Here is a 23058-nt window from a genome sequence, read left to right as displayed (position 1 = left end):
CTATTCCGGTTTATCTTTCGCCGGTTCTTTATCACCGGACTCCGGTGCACTATGCGGATCGTCTTTGTCCTGAGCGTGGGAAGGTGACGGGGTTTTGTTCTTATCGTCCTGTGGCTGGCTCATAACGTGCTCCTCATGGTTAACGTTGCTATCCAGGTTTCGTCAAAAAACGAAAGTGAATTAACAGTATAGACGATCGGCCACAGATTGCCGGTTTCCCGGCTGCTGTCATACCGGTTGAAGCTGGTTGCCGGAAATCTGGTTGATCAGCACCTCGCTTAACGGCCACTCGCCATAACCGGCGGCGCTGTGCAGGTGCCCGCCGCCGCGGATGATCCGCAGCTCACTGCCCCAGGCGGCCGCGAGCTGGTTGGCGCGCGTCAGGCTCAGGTGTTCGTCGTTGTCACTGGCGACCAGCACCGAAGGGAACGGCAGGGCCTCGAGGCTCAATGGCCGCTGCACGCGGATCGCCTCCAGCGCGTCCGGCGCATCCACATCGGCCGGGGCAACCAGCAGCGCCCCCTTGATGTTCAAAGTGGGCATGTCCCGCATGCGGCATTGCGCTGCCCACTGGGTAATCGCCACCGCGCCGCAGCTATGGCCAATCAGCACCACCTCGCCGCGCAGCGGTGCCAGCGTGGCGGTAATGCCGTCAATCCACGCCTGCCGCGCCGGGCACGCCCAATCCTGCTGCTGCACACGGATAATCTGCGGGTACTTCTGTTCCAGCCGGGTTTGCCAATGCTCCGGCCCGGAGTTGGTATACCCGGGCACCGTAATAAAATGCATGATCCTGTCCTTTTGAAAGGCAAAAAAGTCCTGATGGTATCAGAGAGGTGACAACGTCACGTTTTGTGTGGCCTAAGCCGCGCGTCAGCATAATGGAAACGGCAACTATTTGTTGCCTTCCGATTTCGCCAGCAGCGCAGGCAGCTGATCCTGCGGGATCGCCCGGGAGAAGAGGTAGCCCTGCATCTCGTCGCAGCCCGCTTCTGTCAGGGCGGCCATCTGCCCTTCGGTTTCCACCCCTTCGGCGGTGACCGTCAGCCCCATTGCCCGGCCGAGGCGCACCACGGACTCCACAATCGCGCCGGAGTTCTCACCCTCGCCCAGGTTGCGGATAAACGAACGGTCGATTTTGATCTTGTCCACCGGGAAACGGCTCAGGTAGCTGAGGCTGGAGTAGCCGGTGCCGAAATCATCCAACGCGATTTTAAACCCGGCGTCGCGCAGCGCCATCAGGGTATGGCGGGATTCGTCATCATCGTTCAGCAGCACACTTTCGGTGATCTCCAGTTCAATGTGGGTCGGGTCTGCCTGCTCTTCCGCGACGATGGTTTTAATCCGGTTGGCAAAATCGCTGGAGCGGAACTGCACCGGCGACACATTAACGGCAATAAACAGTGCCGGCCAGGTGTGGGAGGCGCGGCACGCCTGGCGCAGCACCCACTCGCCCAGCGGAATAATCACGCCGTTTTCCTCCGCCACCGGAATAAACTCATCCGGTGAGATGGTGCCGCGCGTCGGGTGCTGCCAGCGCAACAGCGCCTCCAGCCCGATGACGTGCTGGCCGGACATGTCCACCTGCGGCTGGAAATGCACCTCCAGCCCGACATTGTTCAGCAGCGCGTTACGCAGGTCAGTGGCGATCTCCTGCCGGGTCTGCACCGAGTCATCCATCGACTGCTCGAAGTAGCGGAAGTGGCCGCGCCCCTCATATTTCGCTACATAAAGCGCAATATCCGCTTTGCGCATCAGTTCGCTGCGCTCCATCGCATCGGCCGGGGCCAGCGCCACCCCGATACTGACGCCGATAAAGGTGTCGTTGCCTGCCAGCACAAACGGCCGCTCAATCGCCGCATGGATGCGCTGGCAGAGCGCCTGCACATCGCTCAGGTCGTGGACGTCCGTCTGCACCACCACAAACTCATCGCCGCCGATGCGCGCCACCGTGTCCGTTTTGCGCACCAGCGCGGAGAGGCGCGAGGCGACCTCTTTAATCAGCCCATCCCCGGCGCTGTGGCCCAGGGTGTCATTGACGTTTTTGAAGCGGTCGAGATCCAGCACCAGCAGAGCAGTAAAGCCGCCGTTACGCGCCGTCAGCGCCAGCGAATGGGAGAGCCGGTCGTCCAGCAGCGCGCGGTTCGGCAGGCCGGTCAGAACATCATGGAATGCCAGATGCTGCGCCTGCGCCTCGCTGGCGCGCAGCTCAATCATCGATTTGTTCAGGTTCAGCGCCGAGTGCCAGAGCGTGCGCACCATCACCACCATCACCGCGATGATCAGCACCCCGAACAGGGCGGCGGCCGGGCCGATATAATGCAGCATCTCACTGCCCGGCCGCTCCGGCTGCCAGGTCATATACCCGATCTGGTCAGTATGTTTGGCATAGAGCGGGATGCTGTGCTCATGCGCATTGGTGGTGGGCCGGGCGGTATAGTGCAGGCCGTGGATCAGGCTGCGCTGCGAAAGGCTCGCGACAAAGCCGTCATTCAGCAGCCGGAGGCTGACCAGCGTAAAGGGCGCTTCCCGTGACCACCGCGGCCCCTGGATCGGGGTGGCGGCAAACACCACCGGGTTGCCCTCCACAATCGCCACATCTGTCAGGCTGGCGGCGCGGCTGGGCCGGTGGAGCCTCTGCCCCGGCCCGCCGTTCAGCGTCGCCTGCACGGCATGGGCGCGCAGGGCTTCCAGCAGCGGCACCACCTCACGCGGCATCAGCCGTGGGTCATCGCCGGCCATGCCGTTGATAGAGGAGAACACCATCCGGTTATCCGGCGAGAGGATAAACACCTGCTGGTGTTTGAACATGTTATAGAGCCAGGCACCGACATTCTCGTTAAGCCAGGTGACATCCAGCGGCTGCTCGCGCAGCTTTTGCGCCACCGGCTCCCAGCCGGCGACACTGCGCTGCTGCGAGGCCAGCTCCGTCAGGCCGTAGGCCAGTGAGGAGGAGATGATCGCCGCTTCCTGCTGCTGTTGCGTCCGGTCGTTATGGTGGCTTAACCAGACCAGGAACAGACCGATGGCCAGAAACATGATCAGCAATACCGCGCTCAGGGGGTAGAGCATCTGCCGGTTAAAACGTTGGCGGAAACCTTCGGGAAGTTGCAGATCACTGAGCATTGCGGTATCCGGGCAAATGGGGTGGCGGAGATCGTTAAGATTAGTACAAAAATCAATCTTGCTAATCAATTGCAGCCGATTACGTTACAAACCGGGGCGTGCACAGAGGAACAGGTTTTCTGCGGGGTCATCTAAAAACAGAAACGCCGGTGACATTCACTGAACGTTATAAAACAGGCGCTTGTAGAATCAGGTGGTTACGTTATATTCATAACAGATATATTTATAACGATAAGGCATAAGCATAGCCAATATTGTTCTGGTTGCCCTACCCTAAGTTAACCTACACTCGCGAAAAAAGTCTCAGCAAGGAAACCCCATGAAATATAACGTTCCCTCTATGATTGCGCTGGCCCTGGCGACCTCTTTTTCAGCCTATGCCGCCACGCCGCCCGACACCCTGGTGATCGCCCAGTCCATCGATGACGCCAGCAGCCTCGACCCGGCGCAGGGCTTTGAACTGACCTCGGTGCAGGCGTTCACCAACCTTTACCAGCGCCTGGTGCAGTCTGACCCGAAAAACCCGACCGACATCCAGCCGACGCTGGCCAGCAGCTGGCAGCCGGGTGCGGACAACCGCAGCATGACCTTTACCCTGCGTGAAGGCGCAAAATTCGCCAGCGGTAACCCGGTTCGCCCGGAAGATGTGATCTTCTCCCTCTCCCGCGTGGTGAAGCTCAACCTGGAGCCTTCCTTTATCCTGACCCAGCTGGGCTGGACGCCGGAAAACGTTGACGCGAGCCTGAAGAAAACCGGCCCGAACCAGGTGCAGGTAAGCTGGAGCGCCAACGTCAGCCCGACCTACGTGCTGAGCCTGCTCTCCGCGCCGGTGGCCTCCATCGTGGACGAAAAAACCGCGATGGCGAACCAGAAGAAAAATGACTACGGCAACCAGTGGCTGATTACCCACTCTGCCGGCAGCGGCCCCTACCAGATCCGCCGCTTCATCCCGCATGAAGTGCTGCTGATGTCCGCGAACCCGACCTCACCGGGCGGCGCGCCGAAGCTGAAAAACGTGCTGATCAAAAACGTGCCGGAACCGGCCGCCCGCCGCCTGCTGCTGGAGCAGGGCGACGCGGACATCGCGCGTAACCTCGGGGCTGACCAAATGGCCGCGCTGAAGGGCAAAGCGGGCGTGAAGCCGCTGGCTATCCCGATGGCGTCGCTCTACTACATGCAGTTCAACACCGAGGCCTCCCCGGCGCTGAAAAACCCGGCCTTCTGGGAAGCGTCTCGCTACCTGTTTGACTACCACGGCATCGCCGATGACCTGCTGAAAGGCCAGTTCCAGGTGCATCAGTCCTTCCTGCCGGAAGGTTTCCTGGGCGCGCTGAACGATAACCCGTTCACCTACGATCCGGCGAAAGCCAAAGAGATCCTGCAAAAAGCGGGGCTGACCAACGTCAGCTTTAAGCTGTCGGTGAGCAACCAGCCGCCGTACCTGGACATCGCGCAGGCGTTGCAGGCGAGCTTCGCCAAAGGCGGCGTGAAAGTGGAACTGATCCCGGGCATCAGCACCGAAGTCGCCACCAACGTCAAAGCCCATAAATATGAGGCGACCCTTAACGCCTGGGGTGCGGACTACTTTGACCCGAACACCAACGCCGCGGCCTTTGCCTACAACCCGGAAGACGGCAGCACCACGCTGGCGATGCGCTCTAACTGGCACATCCCGGAGCTGACCAAGAAAGTCGTGGCCGCCACGGCTGAAAGCGACAAGAACAAACGCATTGAGATGTACCAGGCGATGCAGCGCGAAGTGCAGAAAAGCTCGCCCTACGTGATCGGTTTGCAGGCGCGCAACCTGGTGGCGGTGCGTGACAACCTGCAAGGCTATGTGCAGGGCATCAACCCGGACATGGTCTACTACTCCCAGGTCACCAAGTAATGGCCGTTACGTCTGCTGAAGCCGGGTCCGCCCGGCTGTTCTGGCGCCGCGCCTCGCGGGTCGCGACCGGTGTGCTGTCGGTGGTGGTGACCCTGCTCGGCCTGCTGGCCTTCACCTTCGCGCTCTCCCGCCTCTCGCCGGTTGACCCGGTGCTGCAAATCGTCGGCGATCACGCCAGCACCTCCACCTATGAGCAGGCGCGCCGTGATCTGGGGCTGGATCAGCCGGTGCTGATGCAGTTCTGGCACTACCTCGAACACCTGGCGCACGGTGATATGGGCATCTCCCGCATTACCAACCAGCCGGTGATGAGCGACCTGCTGCGCACCTTCCCGGCCACCGTGGAGCTGGCGACCTGCGCGATTATCTTCGGTGCGGTGTTCGGCATCACGCTGGCGCTGCTGGCGGCCTGGAAGCCGGGCAGCGTGCTCGACAACCTGGCGCGGCTTATCTCGCTGCTGGGCTACTCGGTGCCGATCTTCTGGCTCGGCCTGCTGGGGCTGCTGCTGTTCTATGCGGTGCTGCACTGGTCTGCCGGGCCGGGGCGGCTCGACGATCTCTACGTCTATACGCTGGAGCCGAAAACCGGCTTTGTGTTGATCGACAGCTGGCTCTCCGGTGACCCGGAGATGTTCCGCAACGCCCTCGCCCACCTCTGGCTGCCGGTGGTGGTGCTGGGGCTGCTGGCGATGGCCGGCATTACCCGCCTGCTGCGCGCCGCGCTGCTGGAAGAGAGCAACAAAGAGTATGTGACGCTGGCGCGCGCCAAAGGGGCAAGCCGCGGCCGCATCCTGCTGCGCCATATCTTCCCGAATGTGCTGGGCACGCTGATCACCGTGCTGGCGCTCTCCTACGCCAGCCTGCTGGAGGGCGCGGTGCTCACCGAGACCGTCTTCTCCTGGCCGGGCGTCGGGCGCTACCTCACCACCGCGCTGTTCGCCTCGGATACCCCGGCGATCCTGGGCGGCACGCTGCTGATCGGTACCTGCTTCATCATCCTGAATGCGCTGGCCGATGCCCTGACCTACCTGACCGACCCGAGGACACGCTGATGACGCAACACCTCTCTGATGCGGAACCGATCACGCCGCCACGCCGTCGCCGCCGGGTCACCACCCTGGCGATCGGCGGCAGCCTGATTGCGGTTTTGCTGCTGGTGGCGCTGTTTGCGCCCTGGCTCGCCCCGTTCGACCCGAACGCGCAGCTGATGAGCGCCCGTTTGTTGCCGCCCTCTGAGCTGCACTGGTTCGGCACTGACGGCTTCGGCCGCGATCTCTTCTCCCGCGTGCTCTACGGTGCGCGCCCGACCCTGCTGCTGGTGTCGCTGATCCTGCTGCTGACCATCCCGGTCGGCATGCTGATCGGCATCAGCGCCGGTTACCTCGGCGGCTGGACGGAGCGTGTGCTGATGCGCATCACCGACATCTTCCTGTCGCTGCCGAACCTGGTGATCGCGCTGGCCCTGGTGGCGATGCTTGGCCCCGGCCTGCTGAACGGCGCGCTGGCGCTGGCCTTGACCAGCTGGCCACCGTTCGCCCGGCAGGCGCGTGCCGAGACGCTGGCGCTGCGCCGCAGTGACTACCTCGCCGCCGCGCGGATGCAGGGCATCAACGGCCTGCGCCTGATGTTCGGCCACATCCTGCCGCTCTGTATGCCGAGCGCCGTGGTGCGTGCCGCCCTGAGCCTGGGCGGGATCATCCTCGCCTCTGCCGGCCTCGGCTTCCTCGGCATGGGCGTGCAACCGCCCACGGCTGAATGGGGTTCAATGGTGGCGGAAGGCAGTAAAGTGATCTTCGACCAGTGGTGGGTGGCCGCTGCACCGGGCGGGGCGATTCTGTTTGCCAGCCTCGCCTTTAACCTGACAGGCGACGGCCTGCGTGACCGACTGGATACCCGCCATGGCCATTAACTCCCCTTCCCCGCTGGTTCGCGCCGAGCGGTTACGCATCTCGGTCGCCGGGAGCGGCGCGCCGCTGGTCAACGATCTGACCTTTACCCTGGGGCGCGAACGCGTGGCGCTGGTCGGCGAGTCCGGTTCCGGCAAATCCCTGACCGCCCGTTCCCTGATGGGGCTGCTGCCGCCGTCGCTGAAGGTACAGGCGCAGCAACTCAGTTTTGACGGTGAGAACCTGTTGCAGCTGAGTGAAAAGCGCTGGAACGCGATGCGCGGCAACCAGCTGGCGATGGTAATGCAGGACCCGAAATACGCCCTGAACCCGACCCGCACCATCGGCTGGCAGGTTGAGGAGCCGCTGACGCTGCACACCAGACTGGGGCGCACCGAGCGCCGCGACAAGGTGTGCCACATGCTCGACGCGGTCGGCCTGCCGCAGCCCGCCCAGCTGATGACCCGCTACCCGCACCAGCTTTCGGGCGGGATGGGCCAGCGGGTGATGCTGGCGATTGCGCTGATCACCGACCCGCAGTTCCTGATTGCCGATGAGCCGACCTCCGCCCTCGACCACGCGATGCGCGATCAGGTGCTCGGCCTGATCCGCAAACTGGTTGAGGAGCGCGACATGGGGTTGCTGCTGATCAGCCACGATCTGCAACAGGTGGCGGACCACTGTGACCGGGTGATGGTGATGTACAAAGGCGACATTCTGGATTCGTTGCCGGCGGCGGAGCTGCCGCGCGCCACCCACCCTTACACCCATACCCTGTGGGCCTGCCGCCCGAATAAATCGACGCACGGCAAACCGTTGCCGACGCTGGATCGCGCTGCGCTGGAGGCTGCCCGTGGACATGATTGAACTGAAAGGGCTGAGCGTTTCCCACCGCCAGGGGTATGAGCTGCGCAAAGTGGTGCATGAGGTGTCACTGACGGTGCAGGCCGGCGAGTGTTTCGGGCTGGTCGGGCCGTCCGGCTGCGGTAAATCCTCCCTGTTGTGGGTGATGGCCGGGCTGAACCCGAACTGGGAAGGCAATATGCGGCTGGCGGAGCACCAGGCCATGCCGGGCAAAGCCTTTACCGGCACGCTGCGCCGCGAGGTGCAGATGGTGTTCCAGGACCCGTACGCCTCGCTGCACCCGCGCCACCGCCTGCGCCGGACGCTGGCCGAGCCGCTGAAACTGTTTGGTTTTGACAACGTGGACGACCGCATCCAGCAGGGTTTCCGCCATGTGGGGCTGGACCCGGCCATGGCTGATCGCTACCCGCATCAGCTTTCCGGTGGCCAGCGCCAGCGCGTGGCCATTGTGCGCGCGCTGCTGCTGCAACCGAAAATCCTGCTGCTGGATGAACCGACCTCCGCGCTGGATATGTCGGTGCAGGCGGAAGTGCTCAACCTGCTCAACGACCTCAAACAGCAGGACAACCTCACCATGGTGCTGGTCAGCCACGACCCGGACGTCATCGACCATATGTGCGACCACGCCGTGCATATGGAGGCCGGGCGTATCGTGCGGTAAGCCCACTGTCGTTCACAGGCGCACCCCGCAAGGCGTGCGCCTTTTTTATTGGCGTCAAACGGTAATGAGCGCTGTTTAGCGAAGTGATTCCTCTTTGGCTTCTGTGGGCATGATTAATAATATTTAAATATAAAGTATGTTGTAACTATTGATCAGGTGAATGGTTATCTGAGCTTTTTTAGGAATCCGCTCCGGCGTGATAATCTCTTCATGCTTACTGGGGGTATTTACTATGTTTATCGGAAACAGTTCATCCCGTTATGCGGGGTTTATTACCCGCTGCACTTCAGGGCATGTGCAGAATGCGGAAAATATCCTGTGGAGCGAGGTGATTTACGAGGCCGCGCATTTTCCCGTGGCTGCGCCGGAACTGCCCCTGGCCACTCTGCCTGCCCGCCTGGCGGAGGCTGTTACCAGCCGGAAAGCGGATTTTCAGGCCGGTCGCCTGGCGGCGTACCGGGCGCTTGAGGCCGCGGGGGCAGAGAACTGCCATGTCGGGGCTGACGAACAGGGTATCCCCCTCTGGCCTGCGGGGTGGCGCGGCTCCATTACCCATTCCGCCGGGCGGGCGCTGGCAGTGACGGCACCTGCCGGGGCAGTGAATATCATCGGAATCGATTGTGAGAAAAAAGATCTCGCGGCGGCGGCGGAGATTGCCAATACGGTGCTTAACCCCGCTGAAAGGGCGACCCTGCACCAGACAGGTATCGATTACCTTACCGGCGTGTTGATCGCCTTCAGCGCCAAAGAGAGCCTGTATAAAGCTTTGTGGCCTGACGTGCGGCGTTTTTTCGATTTTACGGCGGCGGAAGTGTGCCTGCTGGACAGCGAAAACCAGCGCATTGCCCTGCGGTTAAGTGAAACCCTCTCTCCGCTCTGGCGGACGGGCACAATTATCAACGGCCGGTTTCACTGCGGGGAAGATGGGATAACAACGCTGATTCTCTGAAGGGCGATGGCCGGGGCAACCCCGGCCGGAGAAAACTCAGAAATCCACGGCGGCGGAGAGCACCACTTCGCGCGGGTCGCCGATGGCGATGCGCAGGTTGTTGCCGCTGGAGGTGTAGTAGGTTTTGTCGAACAGGTTTTTCACGTTCAGCTGCCATTTGACGTCATACCCGCTGAACGGCGTGCGCCAGGCCACAAAGGCATCGGCCACGGTGTAGGCGTCGAGCGTGAAGCTGTTGGCGGCATCGCCGGGGCGTTTGCCGACGTAACGCCCGCCGACCCCGGCGCGCAGGTCGTCGTTCGCCAGCAGGCCGGTGGGGCCGAAATCATTGGTCAGGAACAGCGCCGCCGTATGGCGCGCGGTGTTGGGCATCCGCTTGCCGCGGTTGTCCGGGTCTTCCGTCACCCGCGCATCGGTATAGGCATAGGAGCCAATCAGGCTGAGGCTGGAGGTCAAACGGCCGGACGCATCCAGCTCCACGCCCTGCGACCGCACTTGCCCGGCGGTGCGGGTGACGGTGTCACCGTCGACCAGCTCACTCACCATCACATTGCGTTTGCGGATGTCATACAGTGCCAGCGTGCCGGTGATGCCGTTCTGGGTGTCGATCTTCGCCCCGGCTTCATACGCTTTGCCCTGCTCCGGCGGCAGCGCGCCGATCTGCGTGGCGATCGAGGAGTTCGGCTTGAACGACTCGGTGTAGCTGGCATAGAGGCTTGACCAGCTGTTCAGGCTGTAAACCACCCCGGCGCGCGGCACCAGTTTGCTGTCGGAACTCTGGGTGTTGGTGACAAACGGGCGGCCTTTGCCCGCCATGACGTCAAAGCTGTCGTAACGCAGGCCGCCGATCAGCTGCCAGTGATCGGTCAGGCGGATGCTGTCCTGCAAAAACAGGCCGCGGCTGTCGATGTTCTCGCGCTGGTCGCTGTCTTTGGCGCTGACGGCGGTGCCGGCCGCCATCTGGCCATATACCGGGTGGTAGACGTTGAAGGCGCTGTTTTTCGTGCCGCGGATCATGTCACCGCGGAAAGTGCGGTCAGCTTCGTAATCGAACCCCATCAGCAATTGGTGGTTCACCTGCCCCCAGTCCACATCACCGTTGACCGCAACCTGCACAATCTGCGTGCGGGCGTTGGCCTCAGCAGTGGCGTCCGCCTGCCGCGTCAGGACGCCGGTGTCGGCGTTATAGGCGGTGGCGCGCGCCTGGTTGTCGCTGTAGCGGTTACGGTTGAAGGAGTAGGTGAACTGCCCGTTCCAGTTTTCGCTCAGCGCCTGATCGACCTGGAATGTCAGCGTGTCCTGATCGCCGCGCGTGGCGTTGTAGCCCTCGTCGAAACGGCGTTCCCGCGGGGTGTTGACCGGCTTGCCGGTATTGGAATCGATCACCGTGCCGCGGTCAAACGGCACCAGGTACTCCATATGCTCCCAGGAGAGGCGCACCATGGTGCTCTCGCCAAACCACATTAGGGACGGCGCGACCACCGTCTGGCGGTTGCGGCCGAAGTTGCGCCAGTAGTCAGTCTCGCTGTGGTCAACGATCATCCGCCCGGCAAAGCCGCCGCCCAGCGGGCCGGTGACATCCAGTTGCCCGCCGCCGCCGCCGAAGCTGCTGTTGCGCCCTTCCAGATGCACATGCGGTGTCAGTTGCGGTTTCTTGCTGATGATGTTGATCATCCCGCCCGGCTCATTCATGCCGTACAGCATCGACGACGGGCCTTTCAGCACCTCGACCCGTTCGCTGGTGGGGGTGAAATTCCGCGCCTGAATCGACCGCAGGCCGTCGCGCAGGATGGAGCCGTCACGGTTATCGCCGAAACCGCGTTTGATCACCGCATCCTGCGTGCCGCCCAGCGTGTTGGACTGGGTGATGCCGCTGACGTAGTTAAGCGCCTGATCCACGCTGGCGGCCGCCTGATCCTTCAGCACCTGCTCCGGCACCACGGTAATGGATTGCGGCACCTCGACGATGCGGCTCTCGCTGCGGGTAGCGGTGACGCTGGTGTGCGGCTGGTAACCGGCCGCGTCGCCCGGCGTGGCGTCGTCCTGGCGGGTAACGGTTAAGGTGTCACCCTGCTCCGCCTGGCTGAGGGCCGGGATGAGCAGGCTGCTGCCCAGCAGGCAGGTGGCGATGGTTTTCATGAGGTAGCTGACTCCAGAAGGTCCCTGAAAATTCCAGCGGCAAAAAGCGCCGGTAAAGGTCTTGCATCGTTTGTTGTGGGTTTACATCGGCGAACTGCTGTGGGTAGAGCGCCTTGGCGAAGAACTCAGCCGCCACCACGTGATAGGGGCTGAGGTAGAAGTTGTGCCAGAGCGCGTAGGCGCGCCCGGTCTGCACGGCGGCGAGGTGCGCCAGTACCGGCTGCGCCGCCATGATCTGGGTGAAGCTCGCTGATGCCTGCGCGGCGGAGACCTGCGGCCCGAGGCTGACGGTGCGCGCCCCCTCTTCCGGCGCGGCCATGCCGGTGGCGATATAGACCTGCGGGTTAGCGGCCAGCACGTTTTCCGGGTTCAGCTCACCAAACACGCCGCTGACCTGCGCGGCGGCGATGTTTTCGCCCCCGGCAAAGGCCAGCAGTTGCCCCAGGTTGCCGTTGACGGCCGTGGTGCAGCAGGTGTCGCGCCGCCCCAGGTGGAGGTGCAGCATCACGCGGGTTTTCGGCCCGTGGTACGCCGCCAGCCGCTGTTGGATAGCCGCCATATGCTGCTGGTAGAAATCGATAAACGCCTGCGCGCGTTGCGGCTGTTCAAAAATCTCACCCAGCAGCCGCACGCTCGGCACGGTGTTATGCAGCAGGTCAACACGCAGATCCACCACCACCACCGGCACCCCGGCCTGCTCCATCAGCTGCATAAAGGCGGCGCTGTTGGCGGTGGTTTTCGCCAGCCGCGGCAAAATCACCAGATCGGGGCGCAGCGCCAGCACCTTTTCGGCGTTGATGTCATTGATGCTGCCGTTGCCGAACTGCGGGATCGCGGCAAGCTGCGGGAAAGCGTGGAGGTATTGCGCCCAGGTCTGCGGATCATACTTTGCCAGGTCGCCCGGCCAGCCGGCGATGCGCGCGGCCGGGTAGCCCGGTTCCAGCAGCGCCAGGGTATAGAGCATCCGGCTTTCGCCCAGCACCACGCGCTGCGGATGATCGGGCACCGTCACCTGCCGCCCAAGCAGATCGGTAACCTCTCTTGCCTGGCTGGTCAGGCTGATGAACAGCAGTAATAAGGCGGCGATGCGCATGGTGTGATTCCGGCCACAGAGTTGAGGCGGGAAAGATAATCAATATCATTCGCCTTTACAAGCCATTTGGCCGGGGTAATGGAAAGACGCAGAAAGGGTGTGTGATTGAAAAATAAGCATAAACCCGCGAGGATTCCAGAATCCTGGGATTCCAGGATGCCAGAATCCCAGGATTATAAGGCGCTTTGTGAATGGCGGGCGATCAGGGATTTCAGCGGCACGCTGCTTTTCATAATCGGGGATTTAATCACGATATAACTAAAGTACTTATCGATGCCGACTTTGGCATCCAGCAGCCCTTCGATCACATCCTGATAATGCTCAATGCTGCGAGTGATAAAGCGCAGCAGGTAGTCGTAGCCGCCGGTGATCAGGTGGCACTCCATCAGCTCATCCACGTCGCGCAGGGCATTTTCGAAATTGATAAAATCCTCGCGCCGGTGGCCGGCGAGGGTCACTTCCGTGAACACCGTGACGGAGTCGGTGATTTTGGTCAGGTTGATATGGGCTTCATACCCGGTGATAAACCCGGCCGACTCCAGCCGCTTGACCCGCTGGAGACAGGGGCTGGGCGACAGCCCCACGGCATCCGCCAGGTTGACGTTGCTGATGCGGCCATCTTTCTGCAATTGCACCAGGATATTGATGTCGATACGGTCCAGTTTCATTAAGCCGTTCATGGCACACCCCTCAGGTCAAGTCAGCGCAATCACTCCGAAGGTATAACACGCTTCCCGGTTGTTGCGCCAGCGTTAACAACCACCGGCGCGCCGGTCACATCCTGATAAAACCAGAACAATATCAAGGGCGAAACGCTTAGCCGAGCCGCCCGGTGGCGCGCGCCAGCGCAATGTCCACGATGTGCAGCGCCTCTTCCAGCTGGGAATCGCTGGTGACCAGCGGCGCAAGGAAACGCACCGTGTTGCGCTGCACCCCACACTTGATCAGCAGCAGCCCCGCCTCACAGGCGCAGTCGAGGATCGCCTGCGTCAGCGCCGCGTCCGGTTCCCGGCTTTCGACATCCACAATCTCCATCGCCAGCATAAAACCGACGCCGCGTACCTCGCCGATGCAGGGGTATTTCTTCGCCAGCTGGCGCAGCCGGGCGTTGAGCTGTTCACCCAGCTGGTTGGCGCGGCGCGGCAGATCCTCGCTCTCCATCAGATCCAGCACCGCCAGCGCCGCCGCACAGGCCAGCGCATTGCCGCCGTAGGTGCCGCCCAGCCCGCCGGGCAACGGCGCGTCCATGATCTCACTGCGCCCCACCACGCCGGAGATCGGCAGGCCGCCGCCGAGGCTTTTCGCCACGGTGATCAGATCGGGGCGGATGCCGCTGTGCTCAAAGCCGAACAGCCTGCCGGTGCGGCCAAAGCCGGTCTGCACCTCGTCACAGATCAGCACAATGCCGTGGCGGGTGGTGAGCGCCCGCAGCGCCTGCATAAAGCCGGCCGGGGCAGGCAGGAAGCCGCCGTCGCCCTGGACCGGCTCGATGATGATCGCCGCCACGCGCTCAGGCGCAATCTGCACCGCGAACAGCGTCTCCAGCGCCTTCAGGCAGTCCGCTTCCGTAACGCCGTGGAACGGGTTCGGGAACGGCACGCGGTAGATGTCGCTGGGGAACGGGCCGAAGTTCTGCTTATAAGGCTGGCTCATGCCGGTCAGCGCGCAGCCGAGTAGCGTGCGGCCGTGAAACGCGCCGTCAAAGGCGATGATGCCGGGGCGGCCGGTGTGGGCGCGGGCGATTTTCACCGCGTTTTCCACCGCCTCCGCGCCGCTGGTAAACAGTACGCTTTTGTATTCGCCCGGCGCGCCCATCAATGCGTTCAGCCGTTTGGTCAGGGAGAGATAACCGGGGTAAGCCGCCACCTGAAAACAGGCGTGGCTCACCAGGTTAAGCTGCCGCGTCACGGCGTTGATCACCGCCGGGTGGCTGTGGCCGACGTTCAACACGCCGATGCCGCCGACGAAATCGAGATAGCGGTTGCCCGCCACATCCCACACTTCCGCGCCTTTGCCCTTCTCGATCACGATGGGGTGGGCGGTGACCACGCCGCGCGGTACCTGTTGCCCGCGCTCGTCCAGATAGAGGTCGTTATCCATTGCGGAGTGCTGCTCAGCCAGTACGTTTTGCATCTTTTTACCTCATCGATAGGGCGATTAGTGGAAGTCGTTAGCGGCAGGCGGCCTCAGTAGCCGCGCTGCCGGTCTACCACGCCGGTCATCGGCTCGCCGCGTTCAAAGCGGCGTACATTCTCCAGCAGTGACGCGACGGCGCTCTCCGGCTGGGTCTGGCTGGCGATGTGTGGCGTCAGCCAGATGGAAGGATGCGCCCAGAACGGGTGATCCGAGGGCAGCGGCTCCGGGTCGGTGACGTCCAGCACCGCGGCGCGGATCTGCCCCGTTTCCAGCGCCGCCAGCAGATCGGGCTGGTTGAGCTGCGGCCCGCGCCCTGCCTGCACCAGCGCTGCGCCGTGCGGCAGGCCACTGAAGAGGTCGCGGTTCAGCAGGCCGCGGGTTTCTGCGGTCAGCGGCAACAAACAGACCAGGATGTCACTGGCGGCCAGGAAATCCGGTAATTCCGCCTGCCCGGCCCAGCAGCGCACGCCGGGCAGATCGCGCGGGGTGCGGCTCCAGCCGTGGCAGGAAAAGCCCAGCGCCGTCAGCGCCGCCAGTGACGCCTCCCCCAGTTGCCCCAGCCCCATCACGCCGATGCGTCGGCGGGCGGCGGGCATCACCGGGTGCGGCTGCCACTCGCCGCACTGCTGCTGGTGCAGGTAGCGCGGCATATCCCGGTGCAGCCCCAGCACCGCAAAGGTGACGTACTCCACCATGCCCTGCGTCAGCCCCGGTTCAATCATCCGCACCACCGGCAGGCCGGGCGGCAGGCCGGCATAGTCGAACTGATCCGCCCCCGCCCCCACGGAAAACAGCACCTTGAGGTTGGGGAAGCGCTGCATCAGGTTGTCAGGCGGCTGCCAGGCGATCAGGTAGTCGACGGTTTCCGGGTCGCCGACCTCCGGCCAGAGGCGGAACTGCGCCTCCGGGGCGAGTTCCGCGAACAGCGCGGCCCAGCGGCGGCCGCGTTCCGGGTCAGATTTATAGACAATATTCATCAGCCCAGCGCCTGGGACATCAGCCCAAACGCCTGCGGGGTACCGGCGGCCGGCATCCAGGGCGTCCCTTTGACCATCACTGTCGGCACATCCACCACCGGCAGCCCCTGGCTTTCGAGCCAGGCAGACAAACCAAGGGAGGGATCGCTGTCGAGGCGCACAAACTTCCCGGCCAGCGGCTGCAACAGCGCGCTGACCAGCACTTTCGCCTGCTGGAGGTCATGGGCGATCACCGGGCCGATCGCCCACCCGCGGCCAAAGCGGCGCAGCGCCGCAAAGCCCTGCGGCAGGCCATGCTGATCTTTGAGGATCAGGGTGCGTTCCGCCTCCGTCAGCAAGGCCGCGATCAGCGCGGGGCGTGACTGCCCGTGCGCCCGCTGGTCGAGCGCCGTCAGCAGCGCGCCATCCTGCGGCCGTGCCGCACTGAGGAACTGGTAGTCGGTCAGCGGCACCGGGGTGATCTCCCCCAGCGCCGCGCACTGGTGCTGCTGGATAATGCCGGTCACCTCAAACCCGAGCTTCTGATACAGCGGTAGGCCCGCCACGGTGGCGTGCAGCCGCACCGTATAGCCCGGCAGGGCCTCCAGCACCGCCAGCAGTAACTGTTTGCCGATGCCGCGCCCCTGGCAGGCCGGGTCAACGATCACCAGCCCGAGGGTGGCGTAGGCGTCGCCCCAGCGCCAGCCGAGGGCGGTGCCGGCCACCCGCCCCGCCTCTTCCGCCACGATGCCCGCGCCCAGCGTAAGCGCCTGCTGCCAGTCCTCCAGGCGGTGCGGCCAGTTCACCTGCTGCGACAGCGCCAGCGCCGCCGGAAGATCGCTCTCACGCATTGTCCGAATCTGCATTCTGTTCTCCTTACATCATGCCGGGGGCGTTCAGCCCCGAGCCGTCAACCAGCCGCGCATAGCGGTAGGGGGTGGGGTCAACCACCGGTTCATCATTCATCACCAGATCGGCGGCCAGCCGCCCGGCACCGGGGCCGATGCCGAAACCGTGGCCGCTGTACCCGGCGGAGAGCACCAGCCCCGGCAGGGCGGGCACGGTGGAGATCACCGGCACCGCGTCCGGCGTGCTGTCTATCATCCCGCCCCACGCCTGCACCATGCGTAAGTTTGCCAGCGCCGGGAATTCGCGGCGCATTGCCGCCATCCCCTCATCAACCATCGCCATGTCCGCCTGCGGGTCGAGGATGCGGGTACGCTCAAACGGCGACTGCCGGTCAAATTCCCAGCGCGCCAGCGCCTCCGGGCCGCGGAAGAAAGGGTTGAGGCCGAGGCGCAGCGTCAGGTTTTTGCGCCGGGCGCGGAAAGTCGGGTAGAACTGGCGCGCATAGCGCAGCCCCTGCGCGCCCGGCTCCAGGCGACCGCGGCCGGAAACCGACACGGTGTAGCTGCCGTCGAGCTGCGGGCGGCAGGCGAACGCCGGGGTATAGAGCGGCATGGTAATCGCCTGCGCGATCGGCGCGGTGCGGAACGCGGTGCCGATCACATTGCCGAGCGGCAGCGGGATGCCGTGGCGGCGGCAGAACATCGACGTCCACGCCCCCCCGGCGCAGATCACGCTCTGGGTTTTAATCAGCCCGCGCTCCGTCCAGACGCCACTGACGCGCCCCGCCGCAATATCCAGCCCGCGCACCGCGCACTGCTGGAATACCTGTGCACCGAGCCGCTGGGCGGCCATCGCCAGCCCCGGCGCGGCCAGTGACGGCTCCGCGTGGCCGTCGGTGGGCGAAGAGACGCCGCCCAGCCAGTCGGTGGTGCTGCCCGGCGTCATCGCTTTGGCCTGCGCCGCGGAGAGGATGTCACTGCGCACGCCGTAGGCTTTCGCCATCTGGCCCCAGGCGTCCCAGGCGCTGATCTCCGCCGGGTTGCGGGTAGCGTAGACCAGCCCGGTGCGGCGGAAGCCCAGCTCCTCGCCGGTCTCTTCGCGCAGTTCAGCCCAGCGGCGCAGGGCGTAAATGATCAACGGCAGCTCACGTTCATCGCGGTTCTGCTGGCGGCACCAGCCCCAGTTGCGGCTCGACTGCTCGCCGCCCACCAGCCCTTTCTCCAGCAATACCGCCCTGATGCCTTTTTTCGCCAGCTCATAGAGCGCAGCGGCCCCGGCAATGCCGCCGCCAATCACCACCACCTCCGCCGAGTCGGGGAAGTGCGCACTGTCCTGAACATATCGTATCGGTGCCGGCATACTCTCTCTTACCTCGCTATCAAGGGGCTGACCCCGTTATTCCGCTTTTAAAATCTCTTCGTGCTCATCCAGCCAGCCGAGCCGCAACTCCGGCACCGCCCGCTTCAGGCGTTCAAAATAGAGGTTACTGTTCGGTTTGTCATAATCGCCGCGCGCCACCTGCGCCACGGCGTGGCCGTCACGCATCACCACAATCTCATCGCAGACGGCGCGCACCGCCTGAAGATCGTGGCTGATAAACAGCACCGAGACGCCCAGCTCACGCCGCAGATCGCTGATCAAGTCCAGCACGGCGGCGGCCACCACCGTATCCAGCGCCGAGGTGACCTCGTCACAGATGATCAGATCCGGCTCCGCCGCCAGCGCCCGCGCCAGATTAACACGTTGCTTCTGCCCGCCGGAGAGCGCCGCCGGTTTGCGCCCCAGCACGCTGTGCGGCAGCCGTACCCGGTCAAGCAACTCCTGCAGGCGTTTCTCCAGTGCCGCACCGCGCAAGCTGTGGAAGCGCGCCAGCGGCCGCGACAGGATGGTCGCCACGCTGTGCGCCGGGTTGAGGGCGGTGTCCGCCATCTGGAACACATACTGGATGCGCTTCAGCTCATCCTCTGAGCGTTGCTGCATATCCCCGGCGATGTAGTGGCCGTTAAACAGCAGGTGCCCGGCCGAAGGCGGGTTCAGCCCGGCGATGGCATGCGCCAGCGTGGTTTTGCCGGAGCCGGACTCGCCGATAATGCCGATCGCCTGCCCGCGCCACAGCTTCAGGCTGATATTGTCCAGAATGCGGATTTTCGGCTGCCCGTCCGCGCCGCGCGGGCCATACCCGGCGGCGAGATCACGCACCTCCAGCATCGGCTGGAGGTCGGCAGCGTCGGCGCGCCAGGCGCTTTCGCGGCTCTGGTGCCTGGCCGCCGCCAGCAACTGGCGGGTGTAGTCAGCCTGCGGCGTGTTGAGCAGCGCGGGCGTGGTGCCGTATTCCGCCATCTGCCCTTTCAACAGCACCAGGATGCGGTCAGCCATCTGTGCCACTACCGCCAGATCGTGGCTGACGTAGATCGCCGTGGTGCCGCGCTGGCTCACCACCCGGCGGAACGCCTTGAGCACCTCGACCTGGGTGGTCACATCCAGCGCTGTGGTCGGCTCATCCAGGATCACCACTTCCGGGTCGCCCATCAGCGCCATCGCCGTCATCAGCCGCTGCAACTGCCCGCCGGAGACCTGATGCGGGTAGCGCCGGCCTATGCTTTCCGGCTGCGGCAGCGCCAGCTCGCGGAACAGCCCGATCGCCTTCTGCTCCGCCTCGGCGCGGCGCATCAGGCCGTGGATGATCACCGGCTCCACCACCTGATCAATGATCCGCATCGCCGGGTTGAAGGAGGCGGCGGCACTCTGGGCGATATAGGCCACCTTGTTGCCGCGGAATGCGCAGAGCTGGGCGGGCGACAGCGAGGTGACATCGGTGCCCGCCACATGCACCGTGCCCCCGGCGATGCGGCAGCCGTGGCGCGCATAGCCCATCAGCGCCAGCGCGAGGGTGGTTTTGCCGGAGCCGGATTCGCCGATCAGCGCCAGCACTTCCCCTTTCTGCACGGTAAAGCGGATGTCTGAGACCAGCGTCACCTCGCGCCCGTCGTTATTACGGGCGGTGACGTGCAGGTTCTCCACGGCCACCACCGGCCGGGCAGTGTGCGGCATAACGTTGGTCATAACGCCTCCTTCGCGGCCTGCATCGGGCGCATCGCCTGCAAGCTGTCGATAAACAGGTTGGCACCGATGGTCAGGCTGGCAATCGCCAGCGCGGGCATCAGCACCGCCGGAGAGCCGTCAAACAGCCCCTGGAGATTCTCCCGCACCAGCGTACCCCAGTCGGCGTAAGGCGGCTGTACGCCCAGCCCGAGGAAGCTCAGGCCGCTCAGCAGCAGCACGATGTAGACAAAACGCAGGCCGAAATCCGCCAGCATCGGGTGCAGCATGTTCGGCAGGATGTCATGCAGCGCCACATAGAGCCGGCTTTCGCCGCGCAGCCGCGAGGCGCGCACATAGTCCATGCTGCGCAGGTTACTCGCCATCGCATAGGCGATGCGGTACGCGCCCGGCCAGTAGGTGAACACTGCGGTGATGATCAGCATCGGCAGCGAGGAGCCGAACACCGCGACAATCATCAGCGCCAGGATTTTCCCCGGCAGCACCAGCAGCGCGTCATTGAGGCGGCCGAGGATCTCCTCCAGCCAGCGCCCGGCCACCGCCGCCAGCAGCGCCAGCAGGGTGCCGATCGTGCTGGCGAGCAGCGCTGCGCCGAGCGCCAGGCCGATGGAGTAGCGCGCGCCGTAGAGGATGCGGCTGAAGATGTCGCGCCCCAGGTAGTCAGTGCCGAACCAGAAGGTAGTGCTGAACCCGCCGAACAGGTCGCCCTCGCCGATGCCGTCCAGGCTGTGCGGGGCGAGCGCGGTACCGAACAGCGCCATCAGTATCCAGAACAGCGTCACCAGCAGCCCGATCTTGCCGGTGAGGCTCAGCGTCCCGAAGAAACGCCAGGGCAGCGTCAATGTGCTCATAATCCCCTCCACTTCGGGTTAAAGGCGATGGTCAGGATGTCCGCCGCCAGCAGCAGCACCAGATAGCAGACCGCAAACAGCATCACGCAGAGCTGCACCACCGGCAGGTCACGGTTGCTGACCGCGTCCACCATCTGGCTGGCGAGGCCGGGGTAGCTGAAGATACTTTCGATGATGATCACCCCGCCGAACAGGTATGAGAGGCTCAGCGAAATGGCGTTGGCAATCGGCCCCACCGCATTCGGCAGCGCATGGCGCAACACGGCGCGCAGCGGGGAGGCCCCCTTGAGCCGCGCCATCTCGAGGTAGGGGCTGTCCATCTGGCTGATGATCGCCGAGCGGGTCATGCGCGCCATCTGCGCCACCAGCACGCAGCAGAGCGTCAGCACCGGCAGCGCGTAGGTTTTCAGGTAACCCACCAGATCCTGCGGTGCCGCCCCCAGCGACATCGCCGGCACCCAGTGCAGCTTCACCGCGAACAGCAGCACCGCCAGCGTAGCGACCAGAAACTCCGGCACCGCCACCACCGACAGCGTGCCGACCACCAGCGCCCGGTCAAGCCAGCCGCCGCGGTGCATCGCGGCGGTGATGCCCACCAGCAGCGACAGCGGCACCGACACCAGCGTGGTGATCGCCGCCAGCTCAAAGGTGGCCGGGATACGCTGCGCCACCAGTTCCGCCACCGGCAGGTGGCTGGCGAACGAGGTGCCGAACTCCCCCTGCACCAGGCCGCCCAGCCAGTGCAGGTAGCGCACCGGCAGCGGCTGGTCCAGCCCGAGCTGGGCGCGCAGTGCCGCCACCGTCTCCGGCGTGGCGCTCTGCCCGAGCATCATCTGCGCCGCATCACCCGGCAGCAGGCTGGTGATCAGGAACACCACCGCCGAGACGATCAGCAGCGTCAGCAGCCCGGCACCGATGCGGCGCACAATCAACATCACCATAAAGCGGTTCATGGCGTTCCCCCTCTGTTACGCGGCCAGCCAGGCGAATTCGTGGAAGCGGTAGCCCATCATCATGCCGGACGGCCACGGTTCCACCCCTTTCACTTTATTGCTGAAGCCATCCTGCGAGCTGATAAACGCCGGGATCAGGGTGCCGCAGTGGGCGTAGATCAGCGCCTGCATGTCGCCGTACATCTGTTTGCGTCTGGCCTGATCGCGCTCGCCGCGCGCGGCCACCACCAGCTGGTCAAACTGCGGGTTGCGCCAGCCCGACTCGTTCCACGGCGCGTCTGAGACGTAAAACTGGGAGAAGAGCATATCCAGCGTCGGGCGCGGGTTCACCGAGCCGTAGCCGATCGGGTCTTTCATCCAGTGGGTTGACCAGTAGCCGTCATAGGGCACGCGCCGCACCTGGAAATTGATGCCCGCCGAGCGCCCCACCTGTTGCAGCAACTGGCCGCCCTCCACCGCCCCCTCAATGTTCGGCGTGGTGATGATTTCCGCTTTCGCCCCGGCCAGCCCCGCCTTTTTCAGGTGGAAGCGCGCTTTTTCGATGTCCAGCGGCCGCTGCGGCAGATCCTTGTTGAACATCGGGTGCCACGGCGGCACCGGCGTGTCATTGGCGACATCGCCCAGCCCCTGCATCACGGTTTTCACCACCATCGCGCGCGGCTGGAGGTACTTCATCGCCAGCACGAAATCGGCGTTGTTCCCCGGCTGGCGGTCGGTGCGGATAATCAGGTTGCTGTACATGCCGGATTTGCTCTCCAGAATGCCGAACCGGCCCGCCTGTTTCAGCCGCTTCACATCCCCGGCGGAGAGCGTGGAAACCATATGCAGGTCACCGGACATCAGCGCATTGACGCGCGCCGCCGGGTCAGTGACGCCGAGCAGCTCCACCTCGTCGAGGCGCGGCAGCCCCGGTTTCCAGTAGTTTTTGTTTTTCACCCCGACAGCGCGCACGCCGGGCGAGAATTCCTGACAGACAAACGGCCCGGTGCCGATCGCCTTGCTGAAGGTGTTGGTGCCGTCCTGGATGATCATAAAGGCGTTGGTGGCGAGCAGGGACGGCAGGTCGTAGTTGGGCGAAGCCAGCACCAGTTGCACCTCAGTGGGGCTGACGGCGGTGATCGCCTTGAACTGCGAGGCCAGCGTAATGGCGGTGGAGCCGACCGCCGGATCTTTGTGGCGGCTCAGGGAGTAAACCACATCCTGCGCGCTGAGGGATTTGCCGTCATGGAAGGTGACGCCGGGGCGCAGGACGATGCGCCAGGTCTGCCCGTCGGCGCTTTCAATGCTTTGCGCCAGCGCCGGTTGCGGCGCGAGCTGTTTGTCCAGCTCCGTCAGGCCGTTGTAGAACATGCACTGGCGCACATAGTCACCGCTGTTGCTGGCCTTGGCCGGGTCTAGCGTGTCCGTGGCGGAGGCGTTCGCCATCGCGGCGCGCAGTTTGCCGCCCATTACCGGCGTCTCTGCCGCCAGCACCTGCTCCGGGAAGCCGATCAGGCCGCTGCCCACCGCCGCCCCGGCGGCCAGCATCTTCATCAGGCCGCGCCGCGACAAAGAGACCTCATTGATCGCCCGGCTCAGGGAGGGGTCGATCCGGCTGGATAGGTCAATGCCGCTGAATTCTTTACGAAATTTGCTCATCGAATGCCC

At 64.1% G+C, this 23058-nt stretch carries 20 protein-coding genes; 6 read left to right on the top strand and 14 right to left on the bottom strand.

Going from position 1 to position 23058, the window contains the following annotated elements:
* The 3 genes from CYR32_RS21970 to CYR32_RS06585 form a co-directional block, all read right to left on the bottom strand.
* Window positions 1-123, bottom strand: a complete 123-nt coding sequence (locus CYR32_RS21970) for a hypothetical protein (protein ID WP_277621939.1) — start codon at window positions 121-123, stop codon at window positions 1-3.
* Window positions 124-228: 105 nt separating this feature from the next.
* Window positions 229-789: an RBBP9/YdeN family alpha/beta hydrolase gene (locus CYR32_RS06590; protein ID WP_206602441.1), complete on the bottom strand. Its 561-nt coding sequence runs from the start codon at window positions 787-789 to the stop codon at window positions 229-231.
* A 105-nt stretch (window positions 790-894) separates the two neighbouring features.
* Entirely contained in the window at window positions 895-3126 is a 2232-nt protein-coding gene (locus CYR32_RS06585) for a putative bifunctional diguanylate cyclase/phosphodiesterase (protein ID WP_101823599.1), read from the bottom strand.
* A 319-nt stretch (window positions 3127-3445) separates the two neighbouring features.
* On the opposite strand from CYR32_RS06585, the gene CYR32_RS06580 reads away from it, so the two are divergent.
* The 6 genes from CYR32_RS06580 to CYR32_RS06555 all read left to right on the top strand — a co-directional run bounded on the left by CYR32_RS06580 (window position 3446) and on the right by CYR32_RS06555 (window position 9374).
* Window positions 3446-5014 carry an ABC transporter substrate-binding protein gene (locus CYR32_RS06580; protein WP_101823598.1) on the top strand — a complete coding sequence of 523 codons (1569 nt, stop codon included), beginning with the start codon at window positions 3446-3448 and terminating at the stop codon, window positions 5012-5014.
* Window positions 5014-6066, top strand: coding sequence for an ABC transporter permease (locus tag CYR32_RS06575; RefSeq protein WP_101823597.1), 1053 nt, complete (start codon window positions 5014-5016; stop codon window positions 6064-6066). The genes CYR32_RS06580 and CYR32_RS06575 overlap by 1 nt, the downstream gene beginning before the upstream one ends.
* Window positions 6066-6923: an ABC transporter permease gene (locus CYR32_RS06570; protein ID WP_101823596.1), complete on the top strand. Its 858-nt coding sequence runs from the start codon at window positions 6066-6068 to the stop codon at window positions 6921-6923. The genes CYR32_RS06575 and CYR32_RS06570 overlap by 1 nt, the downstream gene beginning before the upstream one ends.
* Window positions 6913-7767: an ABC transporter ATP-binding protein gene (locus CYR32_RS06565; protein ID WP_101823595.1), complete on the top strand. Its 855-nt coding sequence runs from the start codon at window positions 6913-6915 to the stop codon at window positions 7765-7767. Before CYR32_RS06570 ends, CYR32_RS06565 begins: the two co-directional genes overlap by 11 nt.
* Window positions 7760-8425, top strand: a complete 666-nt coding sequence (locus tag CYR32_RS06560) for an ABC transporter ATP-binding protein (RefSeq protein ID WP_101823768.1) — start codon at window positions 7760-7762, stop codon at window positions 8423-8425. Before CYR32_RS06565 ends, CYR32_RS06560 begins: the two co-directional genes overlap by 8 nt.
* Before the next feature lie 232 nt (window positions 8426-8657).
* The gene (locus CYR32_RS06555; protein ID WP_101823594.1) at window positions 8658-9374 is read left to right on the top strand and encodes a 4'-phosphopantetheinyl transferase family protein; all 717 of its coding nucleotides are present in this window, start codon (window positions 8658-8660) and stop codon (window positions 9372-9374) included.
* A gap of 36 nt (window positions 9375-9410) precedes the next feature.
* Here CYR32_RS06555 and CYR32_RS06550 read toward each other — a convergent pair whose 3' ends face one another.
* From CYR32_RS06550 to CYR32_RS06500, 11 genes are all read right to left on the bottom strand, one after another.
* Window positions 9411-11513: a TonB-dependent siderophore receptor gene (locus CYR32_RS06550; RefSeq protein WP_101823593.1), complete on the bottom strand. Its 2103-nt coding sequence runs from the start codon at window positions 11511-11513 to the stop codon at window positions 9411-9413.
* Complete coding sequence (locus CYR32_RS06545; protein WP_101823592.1) at window positions 11440-12606, bottom strand: ABC transporter substrate-binding protein; 1167 nt, start codon at window positions 12604-12606, stop codon at window positions 11440-11442. The genes CYR32_RS06550 and CYR32_RS06545 overlap by 74 nt, the downstream gene beginning before the upstream one ends.
* Window positions 12607-12779: 173 nt before the next feature.
* Entirely contained in the window at window positions 12780-13286 is a 507-nt protein-coding gene (locus tag CYR32_RS06540; protein ID WP_101823591.1) for an Lrp/AsnC family transcriptional regulator, read from the bottom strand.
* Between the two features lie 136 nt (window positions 13287-13422).
* Window positions 13423-14739: a 4-aminobutyrate--2-oxoglutarate transaminase gene (gene gabT / locus CYR32_RS06535; RefSeq protein ID WP_101823590.1), complete on the bottom strand. Its 1317-nt coding sequence runs from the start codon at window positions 14737-14739 to the stop codon at window positions 13423-13425.
* 53 nt (window positions 14740-14792) lie between these two features.
* Window positions 14793-15719, bottom strand: coding sequence for a 2-hydroxyacid dehydrogenase (locus CYR32_RS06530; protein WP_101823589.1), 927 nt, complete (start codon window positions 15717-15719; stop codon window positions 14793-14795).
* Window positions 15719-16564, bottom strand: a complete 846-nt coding sequence (locus tag CYR32_RS06525; protein WP_241523760.1) for a GNAT family N-acetyltransferase — start codon at window positions 16562-16564, stop codon at window positions 15719-15721. Before CYR32_RS06525 ends, CYR32_RS06530 begins: the two co-directional genes overlap by 1 nt.
* A 10-nt stretch (window positions 16565-16574) precedes the next feature.
* Entirely contained in the window at window positions 16575-17906 is a 1332-nt protein-coding gene (locus CYR32_RS06520) for an NAD(P)/FAD-dependent oxidoreductase (protein ID WP_101823587.1), read from the bottom strand.
* 36 nt (window positions 17907-17942) lie between these two features.
* Window positions 17943-19610, bottom strand: a complete 1668-nt coding sequence (locus tag CYR32_RS06515; protein ID WP_101823586.1) for an ABC transporter ATP-binding protein — start codon at window positions 19608-19610, stop codon at window positions 17943-17945.
* On the bottom strand, window positions 19607-20458 hold the full coding sequence (locus CYR32_RS06510) for an ABC transporter permease (RefSeq protein ID WP_101823585.1): 852 nt from the start codon (window positions 20456-20458) through the stop codon (window positions 19607-19609). Before CYR32_RS06510 ends, CYR32_RS06515 begins: the two co-directional genes overlap by 4 nt.
* Window positions 20455-21411 carry an ABC transporter permease gene (locus CYR32_RS06505; RefSeq protein WP_101823584.1) on the bottom strand — a complete coding sequence of 319 codons (957 nt, stop codon included), beginning with the start codon at window positions 21409-21411 and terminating at the stop codon, window positions 20455-20457. The genes CYR32_RS06510 and CYR32_RS06505 overlap by 4 nt, the downstream gene beginning before the upstream one ends.
* Window positions 21412-21426: 15 nt before the next feature.
* On the bottom strand, window positions 21427-23049 hold the full coding sequence (locus CYR32_RS06500) for an ABC transporter substrate-binding protein (RefSeq protein ID WP_101823583.1): 1623 nt from the start codon (window positions 23047-23049) through the stop codon (window positions 21427-21429).
* Between the last annotated feature and the right edge of the window lie 9 nt (window positions 23050-23058).

This window comes from Chimaeribacter coloradensis (assembly GCF_002858715.1).
Lineage (GTDB): Bacteria > Pseudomonadota > Gammaproteobacteria > Enterobacterales > Enterobacteriaceae > Chimaeribacter > Chimaeribacter coloradensis.
Note: the sequence above shows the minus strand (reverse complement) of the source record. Positions and strands in the feature narration are given on the sequence as shown.